The following is a 13,947-nucleotide window of genomic DNA, read 5'->3' as shown; positions in this document are numbered from 1 at the left end:
GCCATGCGATTTGCCATCCATTGCGCAGAATTGGCTCTCTGCGCCCTTGCCGCCCTGTGCGCGGCAGCCCTGCCCAGTGCCGCTGCTGGCGCTGCGAGCGCCATCGTGTCGCGCAACGCGGGCACCCTGCCAGATGACGGTGGCAGGCCGTTCACGGTCCGGCGCATCGCCACGTTCGACCACCCCTGGGCGATCGCCTTCCTGCCTGACGGCCGCCTGCTCATCACCGAAAAGCCAGGGAAAATCTTCATCACGACGCGAGATGGCGCCAAGACCGAAGTGCATGGAGTCCCCAGGGTTTACTACCGCGGCCAGAACGGCCTGCTGGACATCGCTGTTTCACCGCGCTTCGCGCAAGACGCGACGGTATTCTTTACTTACGTCGCCCCCGAGGACAACGGAGGCGTCCTGACCCTGGCGCGCGCACGGCTGGCGGAATCCGGCCATCAAGCCTCGCTGGACGATCTGCGCATCCTGTGGCGGCAGCAGCCCGCCAGCCGGGGCGGCCAGCCCGGCGGCATCATCGCCTTCCCGCCGGATGGCCGGCATCTTTTCCTGAGCGTCGGCGACCGCATGGAACCCGATTCGGCGCAAAATCCCGATGCCGCCCGGGGGAAGATCCTGCGCCTGAACCCGGATGGCTCAGCCCCGGCGGATAATCCGCTGGCCGGGCAACCGGGCGTCCGCGCACTGACCTGGACGAGCGGCCACCGCAACCCGTACGGGCTGGCGTTCGCCCCGAACGGGCAATTGTGGGAAACCGAGATGGGCCCCAAGGGCGGCGACGAATTGAACCGGATCATTCGCGGCAAGAACTACGGCTGGCCCATCGTTTCCAATGGCGACCAATACGATGGCACCCCGATTCCCAGGCACAGCACCCATCCGGAATTCGAAACCCCCCGTGTCTACTGGACCCCGGTGATCGCGCCCGCCGGACTGGCCTTCTATCAGGGCCCGCAGTTCCCGGCATGGCAGGGTTCGGCACTGATCGGCGGCCTGGTTTCCCATGGCTTGGCCAGGATCGCCTTCGAACCCGATGGCAATGCCCGGCAGGCCGACCGCTGGCCCCTGGGCGCCCGCATCCGCGACGTGGCCGTCGCACCCGACGGGACGGTATGGGTGATCGAAGACGGCCCGAACGCGGCGTTGCTGCGGCTGGTGCCGCGTAGCCAGTCTAACCGGTAAGCATCACGAGCTAGACACCAGGTCGCGAAGCACCTCCGGGTAACGTTCCGCGACCGTAATCAGCGTCTGCGCCGCGCCTGACGGCTTGCGGCGTCCCTGCTCCCATTCCTGCAATGTCCGTACCGACACTCCCATGAGTGCCGCGAATTGCGTCTGAGACAACTGGGAACGCAGCCGCGCCTGCGCCACTGGCGAATGCACCACCGTGCCGGCGCCAGCCTTCATCTGACGCACCGAGGCGAGCAATTTCTCGCCCAACTCCGTCCCTGTCATGCTGTCACGTGGGGTCATTTTCAAGCTCCTCTTTGATTGCCCTGAGCAGGTACGCTGGAATGCTACCCCGTACCGACTTGGCGTAAATCACCAGCAGGTAAATTACGCCATTCTCGAGACGGTTGTAGTAGATGACCCTGACGCCGCCCCGCTTTCCCACCCCTGAACGGGACCAACGCACCTTGCGACATCCACCGGATCCAGGAATCACTTCTCCCGCCAGCGGATTCCGCGCCAACCAGGCAGAAAATTCACCACGCTCATCTTCGTGCCAGATAGTCTTTGCATCCGCTGTGAAGATCGGCGTCTCAATGATGGTGTACATCGATATTATACGTCTAAGACGTATCCCCGTATGATGAACTCAAGATGAGCCACCATAGCCGAGAGGGCACGCGTCGTCCCTAGCAACGGGATATGAAGGTCACGGATGAGTCCATCCGTGACGACATGCCCAGGTTTGTCAGTCACTTTTCTTGGTTCCACTGGACTCCATCAGAAGAACCGCATAATGCCGATTTAAAGTGGAAACAAAAAAGAAAAAGCCGGATCAGATAATCATCTGATCCGGCTTCTGGAATATGGTCGGGGTGACATGATTCGAACATGCGACTCCTACGTCCCGAACGTAGTACTCTACCAGGCTGAGCTACACCCCGACGGTGATGCTTGGATGGCTGCAAACGCAGGGTCTGCAATCATCCTCGGGAACTTTCAACGATCGCGCTCGACCGCGAAAGCACAGAATTTTAGCAGAGTTTCCCGATAAACGGAATCCGGGAAGGCGGACAGCGCCTGCCTGGCCAGATCGGCCTCGGCGCGGGCCGCCTGGCGCGTGTAGTCCAGGGCGTCGGTGGCATGGATGGCGCGCGCCACCGCCTCGAAATCCGCATGGCCGGTTTCGATCGCCTGGCGGATCAGGCTGCGCTGATCCGCCGTGCCGGTTTCCAGGACACGGATCAGCGGCAGGGTGGGCTTGCCCTCGCGCAGGTCGTCGCCCACGTTCTTTCCCAGCGCCTGCACATCGCCGCTGTAGTCCAGCACGTCATCGATCAGCTGGAAGGCGGTGCCGACGTGGCGGCCGTAAGCGGCGGCGGCCGATTCCTGTTCAGGCGTCACACCTGAAATGATGGCCCCCACCTGGGCAGAGGCCTCGAACAGTTTTGCTGTCTTGTAGCGCACGACCTGCAGATAGCGATCGAGTGACACATCCGGATCATGGACGTTCAGGAGCTGCAGGACCTCGCCCTCGGCGATGACGGTGGTGGCCGCGGACAACACGGCCATGGCGGCCATGGACCCCGATTCAACCATCATCTCGAAGGAACGGGAATACAGGTAGTCGCCCACAAGAACGCTGGCGGCATTGCCAAAGACGGCGTTGGCGGTTTCGCGGCCCCGGCGCATGTCGGATTCATCGACCACGTCGTCATGCAGCAGCGTGGCGGTATGGATGAATTCGACCACGGCGGCCAGCCGGTGGTGATTGTCGCCCTGGTAGCCCAGGGCGCCCGCAACCAGCAGCATCATGGCCGGGCGCATGCGTTTGCCCCCTGCGCCGACGATGTAGTCGCCGATCGTGCGGATCAGGACGACCTCGGAATCCAGGCGTGAGCGAATGACCGCGTCGACCGCCTGCATGTCGGACACGATGGGGGCAAACAGTTCAGAGAAATTCAAGACGGACCCGAATGCTGATGGGCGCCCGCCGGTGGCGGCCGCAAAGACCCAGATTATACTTTCCAGATCACAATCAGGAGAACCCGGTGGCCGACCCCCAACTGCAGGCACTCATGGATCGAGCACTGAACGTGCTGGCTCAGCTCGAAGCCTGGCTGCCCCCCGCCCCCCCAACGATCGACTGGACGGCCAGCGCCTACCGCTGGCAACGCCGTGGCGCGCGCGGCTGGCTGGATGCGGTCCACCGCGTCGCCCCCATCCATCTGGGGGACCTGCGGCACGTCGATCGGCAAAAGGCGACTCTCGAACGCAACACGCTGGCATTCCTGCGGGGCAAGCCCGCCAACAACGTGCTCATGACCGGCGCCCGCGGCACCGGAAAGAGCTCGCTGGTGCGCGCCCTGCTGGACGCCTACGCCTGCCAGGGCCTGCGCCTGATCGAGATCGACAAGTCCGACCTGAGCGATCTGGGCCAGATCGTCGAACTGATCCAGGGCCGGCCGGAACGCTATATCGTCTTCTGCGACGATCTGTCCTTCGAGGAAGGGGAAGCCAGCTACAAGGCCCTGAAATCGGCGCTCGACGGTTCCGTCGCGTCCCCAGGCGACAACCTGTTGATCTATGCCACCTCGAACCGACGCCACCTGATGCCGGAATACATGCACGAAAACCTGGAAGCCCAGCACCAGACCGACGGCGAGATCCACCCCGGCGAGACCGTCGAAGAAAAAATTTCCCTGTCCGAACGCTTCGGGCTGTGGCTGTCGTTCTACCCCTTCGCACAGAACGACTACCTGGACATCGTCAACCACTGGCTGGCCTTCCACGGCTGCGATGCGGACCAGATCCACGCCGCCCGCACCGAGGCCCTGCAATGGGCGCTCGAACGCGGGTCCCGCTCGGGCCGGGTGGCCCGGCAGTTCGCGCGCGACTGGGCGGCCCGCCATGTCTAAACCCTACATCCGCGTCGCCGCCGGCCTGATCCTGGATGCCCGGGGCCGGCTGTTGCTGGGCCAGCGCCCCGACGGCAAAGCCTGGCCGGGCTGGTGGGAATTTCCCGGCGGCAAGATCGAGGCCGGCGAAACCGTCGAACAGGCGCTTGTGCGCGAACTGGACGAAGAACTGGGCATCCGAGCGACCCGCGTCTACCCCTGGGTCGTGCACGTGCACGAATATCCCAAATCCATCGTCGAACTGGCGTTCTGCCAGGTTACGGCCTGGGAAGGCGAGCCCCACGGCCGCGAAAACCAGGCACTGGACTGGGTGGACCCCTGGGACATCCGCCTGGACGAATCCGAACACCCGATCGCACCGGGCGGCGGCTCGCTGCTGCCGGCGGCCGCCCCGCCGCTGCGCTGGCTGCGGCTGCCCATGCAGTACCGCGTCAGCCACATCCGTCATGCCGACGGGCTGGCCGGCTGGCTGGCACAACTACGCCAGGAACTGCTGCAGGGCCTGCGCATGGTGCAGTTCCGCGAACCTGCGTGGGCGGGTGACACCGACAGCCTGCACGACGCTTTCCAGGCCACCCTGGCCCTATGCCGCCAGCATGGCGCCCGCTGTTTCATCAACAGCTGCCATCCGCACGGCTGGTGGTCGCACGCCGACGGGGTTCAGCTACGCGCAGCCGACGCCGCCCGCATTCTGCAGCAGGACACGCGGCCACCGGGCTGGCTGGGGGTATCGGCGCATGACGCGCAGGACATCGAATGCGCCCGCCAGCTGCAGGCCGACTTCGTGGTGCTTGGGCACGTCCATCCCACCGACAGCCACCCCGGTAGTCCCGCGCTGGGCTGGGCGCGGTTCCGGGAACTCGCCACAGCGGCGGGCCGGCCAGTGTTCGCCATCGGCGGGCAATCCATCGATACGCTCGACGCGGCCCGCCTGCACGGGGCGCACGGAATCGCCGCCATGCGGGGTCAGTTGGTGGGTGGCTCCGAATAGCCACCACCCAGCGCCGCCGCCAACTGCACGGCGGCGGTCAGGCGCTGGGCCCGCAGGTTCAACGAATTCTGCTCGGCGCTGAGCGCACTGGTCTGCGCCTGCACCACATTCAGATAATCCACCAGGCCTGCCTGATATTGATTGGTGACCTGGCGCAGGGTTTCCCGGGCAGCAGCCAGTGCCTGGTCCTGCGCGGCCTGCTCGTCGACCTGGGCCTGCGACTGCACCAAGGCATCCTCGACCTCGCGCAGGGCGTCGAGCACGGTCTTGCGGTAGGCTGCGGCCTGGGCGTCGTACGCGGCCCGAGCGGATTCCACGGCGGCGCTGCGTGCGCCCCCATCGAACAGCGTCAACGCCAACGCCGGGCCCAGCGTCCAGAAACGCGCCGGCGCCATGATCCAGGATGCGAATTCACCCGCCCGGTAGCCGCCCTGCGCGCTCAGTGTCAGATCGGGAAACCAGGCGGCCTGCGCCACACCGATCTTTGCATTGGCCTGGGCCACGCGCCGCTCCGCCGCCGCGACGTCGGGTCGATGCTGCAGCAAGGCGGACGGGACCCCCACCGGAATGGCGGGAACGGCCGGCAGGCCGGCGCCCGGCGGCATCTGGAAGCCGGCCGGCACCAGCCCGAGCAGAATCGCAATGGCATGAATCTGCTGTTCCCGCTGCCACCCCAGCCGGATGCGCTGCACGCGGGCCTGATCCAGCTGCGCTGACGCCGCCGCCACGTCGGCGGGAGACGCCACACCGGCGGCATAGCGATTGCGCGTCATTTCGAGTGCGCGGGCATATTCGTCCAGCGTGCGGGCCAGCAGCGCATCCTGCAGCTGACTGGCGCGAACCCCGAAATACGCCTGGGCCAGGGTCGACCGCAGGCTCAGGCGCATGGCGGCCAGATCGGCCCCGCTGGCCTGCGCACCGGCCCGCGCGCCCTCGACGTCGCGCCGCACCCGCCCCCAGAGATCGACCTCCCAGCCGACGCTGCCCGATAGGGAATAGCTGTTCGAGGGGTTGCCCACACCGGAAATGCCCTGCCCCTCCCGGGTCACCGAGGACGACACACCAACGGACGGGAACAGGCCGGCGCGCGCCGTCCCCAGCGCAGCCTGCGCCTGCCGGTATTGGGCCTCGGCCTGGGCGATGTCCAGATTCCCCTGCGGCATGCGGTCCATCAGCCCATTCAGGTCCGCATCGCCGAAAAGACGCCACCAGTCGGTCTGCAGCGTCCCGTCGGCGGGCTGCGCCCGGCGCCACTGGCCATCCGGCGCGCTCGCGTACACCGCGCCCACGTCCTGGGCCGGCCGATGGTAGTCCGGCCCCACGGCACAGGCGCTCAGAAGCAGGCACGCGGCCAAGGCCACGCCATGGCGCCAGCACCGCCGCGCGATAGGCCGGCATCCGGTTTCAGGCTGGGTGCGCTCACAGGCGCATGGAAGCTGCATCACGTTCATGAATGAATGAGGGATTCAAAGAATTATCACGCAGGCGGCACCACGGTCTGGATCCGCTGAGCGGCGCGGCGCGAGCCACGCAGGCGGTCCAGGCTCAGATACACCACCGGGGTCGTATACAACGTCAGCACCTGGCTGACCAGCAGCCCGCCCACGATCGTCAGGCCCAGAGGCTGACGCATCTCCACCCCGGCCCCGGTTGCCAGCAACAGAGGCATGGCCCCCAGCATGGCCGACAGCGTCGTCATCAGGATCGGTCGCAGCCGTGCCAGGCAGGCCCGGTAGATGGCTTCGCGCGGGTCCAGCCCCTCGCGGCGCTGGGCCTGCAGGGCAAAATCCACCATCATGATGGCATTTTTCTTGACGATGCCGATCAGCAGGAATACGCCGATCAGGGCAATCAGGGTGAATTCCATGCCCACCAGCCGCAGCGCCAGCAGCGCACCCACCCCGGCCGACGGCAGGGTGGACAGGATCGTGATCGGATGCAGGGTGCTCTCGTAGAGCATGCCCAGCACCAGATACATGGCCACCAGTGCGGCCACCAGCATCCAGGGCTGCTGGGCCACGGCGTTGCGCATCAGGCCGGAACTCTGATCCAGTCCGCCTTGCAGTTCCTGTGTGGGCAGGTTGATGCGCGCCACGGCCTGATCGATGGCGGTGAGCGCCTGCCCCAGCGACACCCCGGGGGCCAGACCGAACGACACCGAATCGGCTGCCAGCAGACCTTCATGATTGACCGCGCGTGGCGCGGTGCCCTCGGTGATCCGGGTAAAGGCCAGCAGCGGCACATGCTGCCCCTGAGCGTTGACGACCTGCAGCGCCTGCAGGGAATGCACGTCCTGGGCATAGCGCGATTGCACCCCCATGACCACGTGATACTGGTTGAGTGTGCCATACAGGACGGCCACCTGGCGCTGACTGAAGGCGTTGTTCAGCACCCCCGCGAGATCGGCCATCTGCACGCCCAACTGGCGCGCGGCATCCCGATCGACCACCAGTTCCAGGCGACGTCCCTTGTCCTCGACGTCGTCGTCCACGTCAGCCAGTTCGGGCATCGTGGCCAACACGTTGCGCACCCGGGGCAGCCACAGGTTCAGCAGCCGCAGGTCGCTGCCCATCAGTTGGTAGGAATAGGACCCGGATCGCGAAGAATGCCCGACGAAAATGTCCTGCTGAGGCACCAGGAACATGCGCGCGCCCGGCGTATGCGCGAATCGCGGCCGCAAGCGGTTGACGACCTCGGCGGCGCTGGCGTCACGTTGGTTCAGGGGCTTGAGCTGGATCTGGATGAAGCTGGAATTGCTGCCGCCGCGCCCCCCCGCGTAGGCGGTCACCGTATCCACAGCCGTGTCCGACAGCAGGATCCGACGGAAGACATCCAGCCGCTTCTGCGTTTCGTCGAAGGACGTCCCCGTATCCACCCGGAAAAATCCCATCAGCTGCCCCGTATCCTGCTGGGGAAAGAAGCCTTTGGGAATGCTGATGTACAGATAGACGTTCAGCCCGATCGTCGCCAGCAGCAACAGCAGCACGATGCGCGAATGGTCCAGGGCCCAGCGCAGCGATTTCCCGTAGCCCCGCAGACAGGCATCGCCCAGGCGTTGAGACAGGCGGGCCAGGCGGTTGCGGCGCGCCGGCTGATTGACAGGTGCCACCCGCAGCAGCCGCGACGCCATGACCGGGGTCAGGGTGATCGAGATCAGCAGGGACACGCCGATCGCCACCGACAGCGTGACGGCGAATTCCTTGAACAGGCGCCCGACCAGGCCGCCCACCAGCCATAGCGGAATGAATACGGCGATCAGCGACACGCTCATGGCCAGGACGGTAAAGCCCACCTCGGTCGCGCCGCGCAAGGCCGCCCGCGCCGGACGCATGCCGCGCTCGATGTGGCGCATGATGTTTTCCAGCACCACGATCGCGTCATCCACCACGAAACCGGTGGCGACGATCAGCGCCATCAGGGATATCGTGTTCAGGCTGAAGCCGAACCACCACATCAGGCTGAAGGTGCTGATGAGCGAGGCCGGCACCGCGATGGCAGGAATCAGGGCCGCGCGCCAGTTGCCCAGAAAGGCGAAGACGACGGCAACCACCAGGATCACCGACAGCACCAGGGTGAGCTCGGCCTCGTACAAAGAAGCCCGGATGCTGGGCGTGCGGTCCTGAGCGATCGTCAGCCTCACCTGTTCGGGCAGCAAGGACTGGAACGACGGCAGCAGCGTGCGCACCGCATCGACGGTATCGATGATGTTGGCGTCCGTCTGACGGCGGATGATCAACAGCACCGCCGGCCTGTCGTTGAAGTAGCCCACCTGATTTGTGTCTTCGACCGAATCCTCGACACGCGCCACATCGCTCAGGTGGATCGGGCGCCCGTCCTTCCAGTCCACGATCAACGGGGCGTAGTCGGCCGCCTTGCGCAGCTGCTGGCCCGAGCGGATCTGCCACTGGTTGTCGCCCAGGCGCACCAGCCCCCCGGGCCGCAGGGAATTGACGTCCTGCAGCTTCTGACGCACCTTGTCCAGCGACACGCCCATGGATTCCAGCGCCCGGGGATTCAGCAGGACACGCACCGCCGGCAGGGAACTGCCGCCCACCGTCACCTGCCCCACCCCGCCGACCTGGGACAGTTTCTGCGCCAGCACCGTCGAGGCCAGGTCGTACAGTTCTCCGCGCGTGGCCGTGTCCGAGGTCAGCGCCAGGGTCATGATCGGCGAGGACGAGGAATTCACCTTGCGGTAGACCGGATTGCCGCGCATGCCTGACGGCAGCTGCGGGCGCGCCGCGTTGATGGCCGCCTGCACGTCGCGCGCGGCGCTGTTGATGTCGCGATCCAGTTCGAACATCAGCGAAATCGTGGTCTGGCCCTCGCTGCTGCTCGAGCTCATGCTGCTGATCCCCGCGATCGCACCCAGGGACTGCTCCAGCGGCATCGCCACGCTGGATGCCATGGTCTCGGGGCTGGCGCCCGGCAGCGATGCCGACACCGAGATCATCGGAAAATCCACCTGCGGCAAGGGTGCCACCGGCAGGAACCGCAAGGCCAGCACCCCGGCCAGCACCATGGCCAGACACAACAGGGATGTGCCTACCGGCCGGCGCAGGAACAGGGCGAAGAACCTCATGATCGATCAGGCGCCGTCCGCCGATGCGCCAGCCGCTCGAACATCAGATAGATCACCGGGGTGGTAAACAAGGTCAGCAGCTGGCTGCACAGCAGGCCACCCACCATGGCCAGACCCAGCGGCTGGCGCAGCTCGGCCCCCGATCCGCTAGCGAACATCAGGGGAATGGCGCTGAAAAACGCCGCCAGCGTCGTCATCAGAATCGGCCGAAAGCGCAGCAGCGCCGCTTCATGAATGGCCGCCTGCGGTCCCAGCCCGCGCTCGCGCTGGGCATCCAGCGCAAAATCGATCATCAGGATGGCGTTTTTCTTGACGATGCCGATCAGCAGGATGATGCCGATCACCCCGATCATGTCCAGTTCCACCCCGCCCGCCCACAGCGCCAGCAGGGCACCGACGGCCGCCGACGGCAGCGTGGACAGGATGGTCACCGGATGGATCAGGCTCTCGTACAGCACACCCAGCACGATGTACATGGTGACCACGGCTGCCAGCAACAACAACAAGGTGCTCGACAGAGACGCCTGGAAGGCGCGCGCCGCGCCCTGGAACTGGATCTCGACGGAATCGGGCACCCCCAGCGATACGCGGGCACCCTCGATCGCCTGCACGGCGTCGGAAAGCGCCACACCCGGTGCCAGATTGAAGGACACCGTGGTGGCCGGAAACTGATCCAGGCGCTGGACAGCCAGGCGGGTCACGCCCGGCACGAAACGCGCGACCGTGGACAAGGGCGTCACGCCGCCGCCGGCAGTCGGCACGTGGATGTGCGCCAGCGCCTGCGGCCCGCCGTCCAGCTGCGCGGCGCCGGCTTCGAGCACGACCCGGTACTGCGCCGATTGGGTATAGATCGTGGAGATCAGCCGCTGTCCGAAGGCGTCGTACAGCGCGTCGTCGATCGCCGCCTGAGTGACGCCCAGCCGCGCGGCCGCATCGCGGTCCACCTGCACGTTCAGCGCCAGCCCGTGGTCCTGCAGATCCCCGGCCACGGCGCGCAGCTGCGGCAGGCGCTGCAGGGTCTCGATCAGACGCGGCGCCCACAGGGCCAGCGCGGCATCGTTGGGACTGGACACCGTCATCTGGAACTGGGCGCGGCTGATCTGATCCTCGACTGAGAGTTCCTGCACCGGCTGCAGCCAGACCTGCAATCCCACCACAGCATGCAGAGCCTGGTTCAGGCGGTCGATGACCGCATCGGCCCGCACGCGGCGCTCCGTCAGGGGCTTGAGCGTGATCTGCAGGCGCCCGGTGTTCAATGTCGTATTGTCGCCATCGATCCCGATGAAGGACGTCACCGACGCGACCGCCGGATCCGCCAGCACCCGCTCGACCGCCGACTGCTGCAGGCGGGACATGACGGGAAAGGAGGCTGTCTGCGGGCCCTGGGTGATGGCCTGGATCGCGCCGGTATCCTGCTGCGGGAAAAAGCCCTTGGGAATGCCGGCATACAGCCCGACCGTCACCACCAGCGTCCCCAGTGCGAACCACAGTGTGGCCAACTGATGGGCCAGCACCCACGTCAGCCCCCGGTCGTACGCGGTGACCAGCCGGTCCATGGCACGCCCGGCCCCCCGAAGAAAACGGCCATGTCGCTCTTCGGATTCCGGGCGCAGCATGCGGGCGCACATCATGGGCGTCAGCGTCAGGGAAATCAGCAGGGACAACAGGATCGCCACCGCCAGCGTCACCGCGAACTCGCGAAACAGCCGCCCGACCACGTCGGCCATGAAAAGCAGGGGGATCAGCACCGCGATCAGCGACACGGTCAACGACACCAGGGTGAAGCCGATCTGGCGCGCCCCGCGCAGCGCCGCCGTCAGGGCGTTTTCGCCTTCCTCGATGTGGCGGGCGATGTTTTCGATCATGACGATGGCATCGTCCACCACGAAGCCGGTGGCGATCGTCAGCGCCATCAGAGTCAGGTTGTTGATGCTGAAGCCCATCAGATACATCAGGCCGAACGTGCCCACCAGCGACAGCGGCACGACCACACCCGGAATGAGCGTCGCCCGCCAGGTCCGCAAAAACACGAAGGTCACCGCCACCACCAGGGCGATGGCCAGCAACATCTCGATCTGCACGTGATCGATCGAATCGCGGATCGTGTGCGTGCGATCGGCGGCCACCCGCAGGTCGACGCCCGTCGGCAGAGTCTGGCGCAGGCCCGGCAGCAGCGTCTGGATCTGGTCGACCACCTGGATCACATTGGCGCCCGGCTGACGCTGGATATTCAGCAAGACCGCCGGCGTGTGATCGAACCAGGCCGCCTGGTACAGATTTTCCGCCGCGCGGCGCACGTGCGCCACGTCGCCCAGGCGCAGGGGCGCGCCGTTCTCATAGGCCAGGATCAGGCGTTCGTATTCGGCCGGGTCTTTCAGCTGGTCGTTGACGCTGATGGTCAACGACCGCTGCGGCCCGTCCAGATTGCCCTTGGGCTGGTTGACGTTAGACTGGGTGACCGCCTTGCGCACGTCGGCCAGCGTGAGTTTATGCGCGGCCAGCGCCTGGGGATCCACCTGGATACGCACGGCCGGCCTCTGCCCGCCGGTCACGCTGACCAGGCCGACCCCACTGATCTGGGACAATTTCTGCGCGACCCGCACCTCGATCAGATCGCGCACCTGATCCAGCGGCAGCGTGGGCGAGGTCACCGCCAGCGTCATCACCGGCGTGTCGGCCGGATTGACCTTGCGGTAGATAGGCGGCGACGGCATGTCGCCGGGCAGCAGGTTCGAAGCCGCGTTGATGGCGGCCTGGACTTCCTGTTCGGCCACATCCAGCGGCAGCCCCAGATCGAAGCGCAAGGTGATGCGCGAGGACCCGCCCGAGCTGGTGGACAGCATTTGCGACAGGCCCGGCATCTGGCCGAACTGGCGTTCCAACGGCGAGGTGACCAACGCCGTCATGACATCTGGCCCGGCCCCGGGATATAGCGTCGTCACCTGGATGGTGGGGAAGTCCACCTGCGGCAGGGCCGACACGGGCAGTTCGCGATACCCCAGCAGCCCGGCCAGCACCACGGCGATCATCGCCAGCGTGGTGGCGATCGGCCGCAGGATGAAGGGGCGCGACAGATTCACGAAGCGTGACCCTTGACGGCCCCCGACGAGCCCGTCGACGGGGACTGCCCCGGGGCCACCTCTTCGATCAGGCTGCCTTCACGCAGGCGATCGGTGCCTTCGACCACCACGGTATCCCCGGCCGCCAGTCCCGATTCGATCACGACCCGCTCGCCATCATCCACGCCAGTCACAACAGGCACGACATGCACTTTGTGATCGGCGTCGGCGCGATAGACGTATTCGCCCGCCGAACCGCGCTGCACGGCGCGCAGAGGCAGCACGAGACCGGATTCCAGCCCCAGGCGCAGGCGCACCTGCACGAACTGGTTGGGGAACAGGGACTCGTCCGCATTGTCGAACCGGGCCTTGAGCTGCACCGTGCCGGTGGCGACGTCGATCTGATTGTCCACCGCGATCAGGGTGCCGGTGGCCAGGACGGGACCACCCGCCTGACTGAAAAGCTGCGTACGCAGGCCGCTGTCGGCACGGCGGGCAGCCAACAGCGCCGGCAGCCGGGTCTGGGGGATGGAGAACACCACATCGATGGGCCGGCTTTGCGTCAACACCACCAGGCCGCCCGTATCGGAGGCATGCACCATGTTCCCGACGTCGACCTTGCGCATCCCCAAACGACCGGCCATCGGCGCCAGGATCCGGGTATAGCTGAGTTGCAGATGCGCCTCGTCGACAGCCGCCTGGTCGATCTTCGCCTGCCCCTGCAGTTCGCCGACTTGCGCCCGGGCGGTGTCCAGCTGCTGGCGCGCCACGGAATTCTGCTTGGCCAGCTGTTCGTATCGCGCCAGATCGCGGCGCGCGTTGTCCAGTTGGGCCGCATGCTGGATCTGTTGACCCTGCGCCTGCCGCAGCTGGATCTCGAAGGGCCGGGGATCGATGACCGCGAGCAGGTCGCCCGCCGCCACCGGCTGGCCATCCGTGAAATGCAGGGACTGCAGCGGCCCGTCCACCCGCGCCCGGATCGTGACCGTGGCCAATGCATTGACCGTTCCCAGCGCGCGCAGCGACCGGTCGATCTGTCCGGATTCGACCTGAGTGACAGACACGGGCGTCGCCAGTCCCGCGCCACCACCCCGACCCGACGGCTGACCCGCGCCCTGGGGCCAGAATCGCCAGACGGCCAGACCGACAAGCACGCACAGCGCCGCCCACATCCAAACCCGGCGGCGCCTGCCCAGGGGACGCGTCGTGGTATCGATCATG

The 13,947-nt window shown here is 66.3% G+C and carries 10 protein-coding genes and 1 tRNA gene; 3 read left to right on the top strand and 8 right to left on the bottom strand.

The genetic code is table 11. The features are described 5' to 3' along the window. Positions 1-3: 3 nt before the first annotated feature. Positions 4-1,188, top strand: a complete 1,185-nt coding sequence (locus ABCV34_RS14665; RefSeq protein WP_345796952.1) for a PQQ-dependent sugar dehydrogenase — start codon at positions 4-6, stop codon at positions 1,186-1,188. 3 nt (positions 1,189-1,191) lie between these two features. Here the strand turns inward: ABCV34_RS14665 and ABCV34_RS14660 are convergent, their stop codons facing one another. The 4 genes from ABCV34_RS14660 to ispB form a co-directional block, all read right to left on the bottom strand. Beyond that, the gene (locus ABCV34_RS14660; RefSeq protein WP_345796951.1) at positions 1,192-1,479 is read right to left on the bottom strand and encodes a helix-turn-helix domain-containing protein; all 288 of its coding nucleotides are present in this window, start codon (positions 1,477-1,479) and stop codon (positions 1,192-1,194) included. Continuing rightward, positions 1,466-1,786 (bottom strand): transcriptional regulator, encoded by a 321-nt coding sequence (locus ABCV34_RS14655; RefSeq protein WP_345796949.1) that lies wholly within the window; start codon positions 1,784-1,786, stop codon positions 1,466-1,468. Before ABCV34_RS14655 ends, ABCV34_RS14660 begins: the two co-directional genes overlap by 14 nt. A 257-nt stretch (positions 1,787-2,043) precedes the next feature. Beyond that, positions 2,044-2,120 (bottom strand) — tRNA-Pro (locus ABCV34_RS14650). A gap of 55 nt (positions 2,121-2,175) precedes the next feature. Then, complete coding sequence (ispB, locus tag ABCV34_RS14645) at positions 2,176-3,141, bottom strand: octaprenyl diphosphate synthase (protein WP_345796948.1); 966 nt, start codon at positions 3,139-3,141, stop codon at positions 2,176-2,178. A gap of 113 nt (positions 3,142-3,254) precedes the next feature. On the opposite strand from ispB, the gene ABCV34_RS14640 reads away from it, so the two are divergent. Next, complete coding sequence (locus ABCV34_RS14640; RefSeq protein ID WP_345798798.1) at positions 3,255-4,094, top strand: ATP-binding protein; 840 nt, start codon at positions 3,255-3,257, stop codon at positions 4,092-4,094. Further along, complete coding sequence (locus ABCV34_RS14635; protein WP_345796946.1) at positions 4,087-5,085, top strand: Nudix family hydrolase; 999 nt, start codon at positions 4,087-4,089, stop codon at positions 5,083-5,085. The genes ABCV34_RS14640 and ABCV34_RS14635 overlap by 8 nt, the downstream gene beginning before the upstream one ends. Here the strand turns inward: ABCV34_RS14635 and ABCV34_RS14630 are convergent. The 4 genes from ABCV34_RS14630 to ABCV34_RS14615 all read right to left on the bottom strand — a co-directional run bounded on the left by ABCV34_RS14630 (position 5,061) and on the right by ABCV34_RS14615 (position 13,946). Continuing rightward, positions 5,061-6,446 (bottom strand): efflux transporter outer membrane subunit, encoded by a 1,386-nt coding sequence (locus ABCV34_RS14630; protein WP_345796945.1) that lies wholly within the window; start codon positions 6,444-6,446, stop codon positions 5,061-5,063. The two genes, ABCV34_RS14635 and ABCV34_RS14630, sit on opposite strands and share 25 nt — an antisense overlap. A 116-nt stretch (positions 6,447-6,562) precedes the next feature. Next, a complete protein-coding gene (locus tag ABCV34_RS14625) occupies positions 6,563-9,667 on the bottom strand; it encodes an efflux RND transporter permease subunit (protein ID WP_345796944.1) in 3,105 nt (1,034 codons plus the stop codon). Then, entirely contained in the window at positions 9,664-12,747 is a 3,084-nt protein-coding gene (locus ABCV34_RS14620) for a multidrug efflux RND transporter permease subunit (protein ID WP_345796942.1), read from the bottom strand. The genes ABCV34_RS14625 and ABCV34_RS14620 overlap by 4 nt, the downstream gene beginning before the upstream one ends. Then, entirely contained in the window at positions 12,744-13,946 is a 1,203-nt protein-coding gene (locus ABCV34_RS14615; protein ID WP_345796941.1) for an efflux RND transporter periplasmic adaptor subunit, read from the bottom strand. The genes ABCV34_RS14620 and ABCV34_RS14615 overlap by 4 nt, the downstream gene beginning before the upstream one ends. Position 13,947: the final 1 nt, after the last annotated feature.

Origin of the sequence: Castellaniella sp. MT123, assembly GCF_039614765.1 — a bacterium.
Lineage (GTDB): Bacteria > Pseudomonadota > Gammaproteobacteria > Burkholderiales > Burkholderiaceae_B > Castellaniella.
The sequence above is the reverse complement of the archived record's forward strand: the minus strand, read 5'-3'. Positions and strand labels throughout refer to the sequence as shown.

Excerpts from the sequence above, each read along its gene's own strand:
- ABCV34_RS14665 (WP_345796952.1), top strand. The coding sequence starts at position 4 with ATGCGATTTGCCATCCATTGCGCAGAATTGGCTCTCTGCGCCCTTGCC.
- ABCV34_RS14660 (WP_345796951.1), bottom strand. The coding sequence starts at position 1,479 with ATGACCCCACGTGACAGCATGACAGGGACGGAGTTGGGCGAGAAATTG.
- ABCV34_RS14655 (WP_345796949.1), bottom strand. The coding sequence starts at position 1,786 with ATGTACACCATCATTGAGACGCCGATCTTCACAGCGGATGCAAAGACT.
- ABCV34_RS14640 (WP_345798798.1), top strand. The coding sequence starts at position 3,255 with ATGGATCGAGCACTGAACGTGCTGGCTCAGCTCGAAGCCTGGCTGCCC.
- ABCV34_RS14635 (WP_345796946.1), top strand. The coding sequence starts at position 4,087 with ATGTCTAAACCCTACATCCGCGTCGCCGCCGGCCTGATCCTGGATGCC.
- ABCV34_RS14625 (WP_345796944.1), bottom strand. The coding sequence starts at position 9,667 with ATGAGGTTCTTCGCCCTGTTCCTGCGCCGGCCGGTAGGCACATCCCTG.
- ABCV34_RS14615 (WP_345796941.1), bottom strand. The coding sequence starts at position 13,946 with ATGATCGATACCACGACGCGTCCCCTGGGCAGGCGCCGCCGGGTTTGG.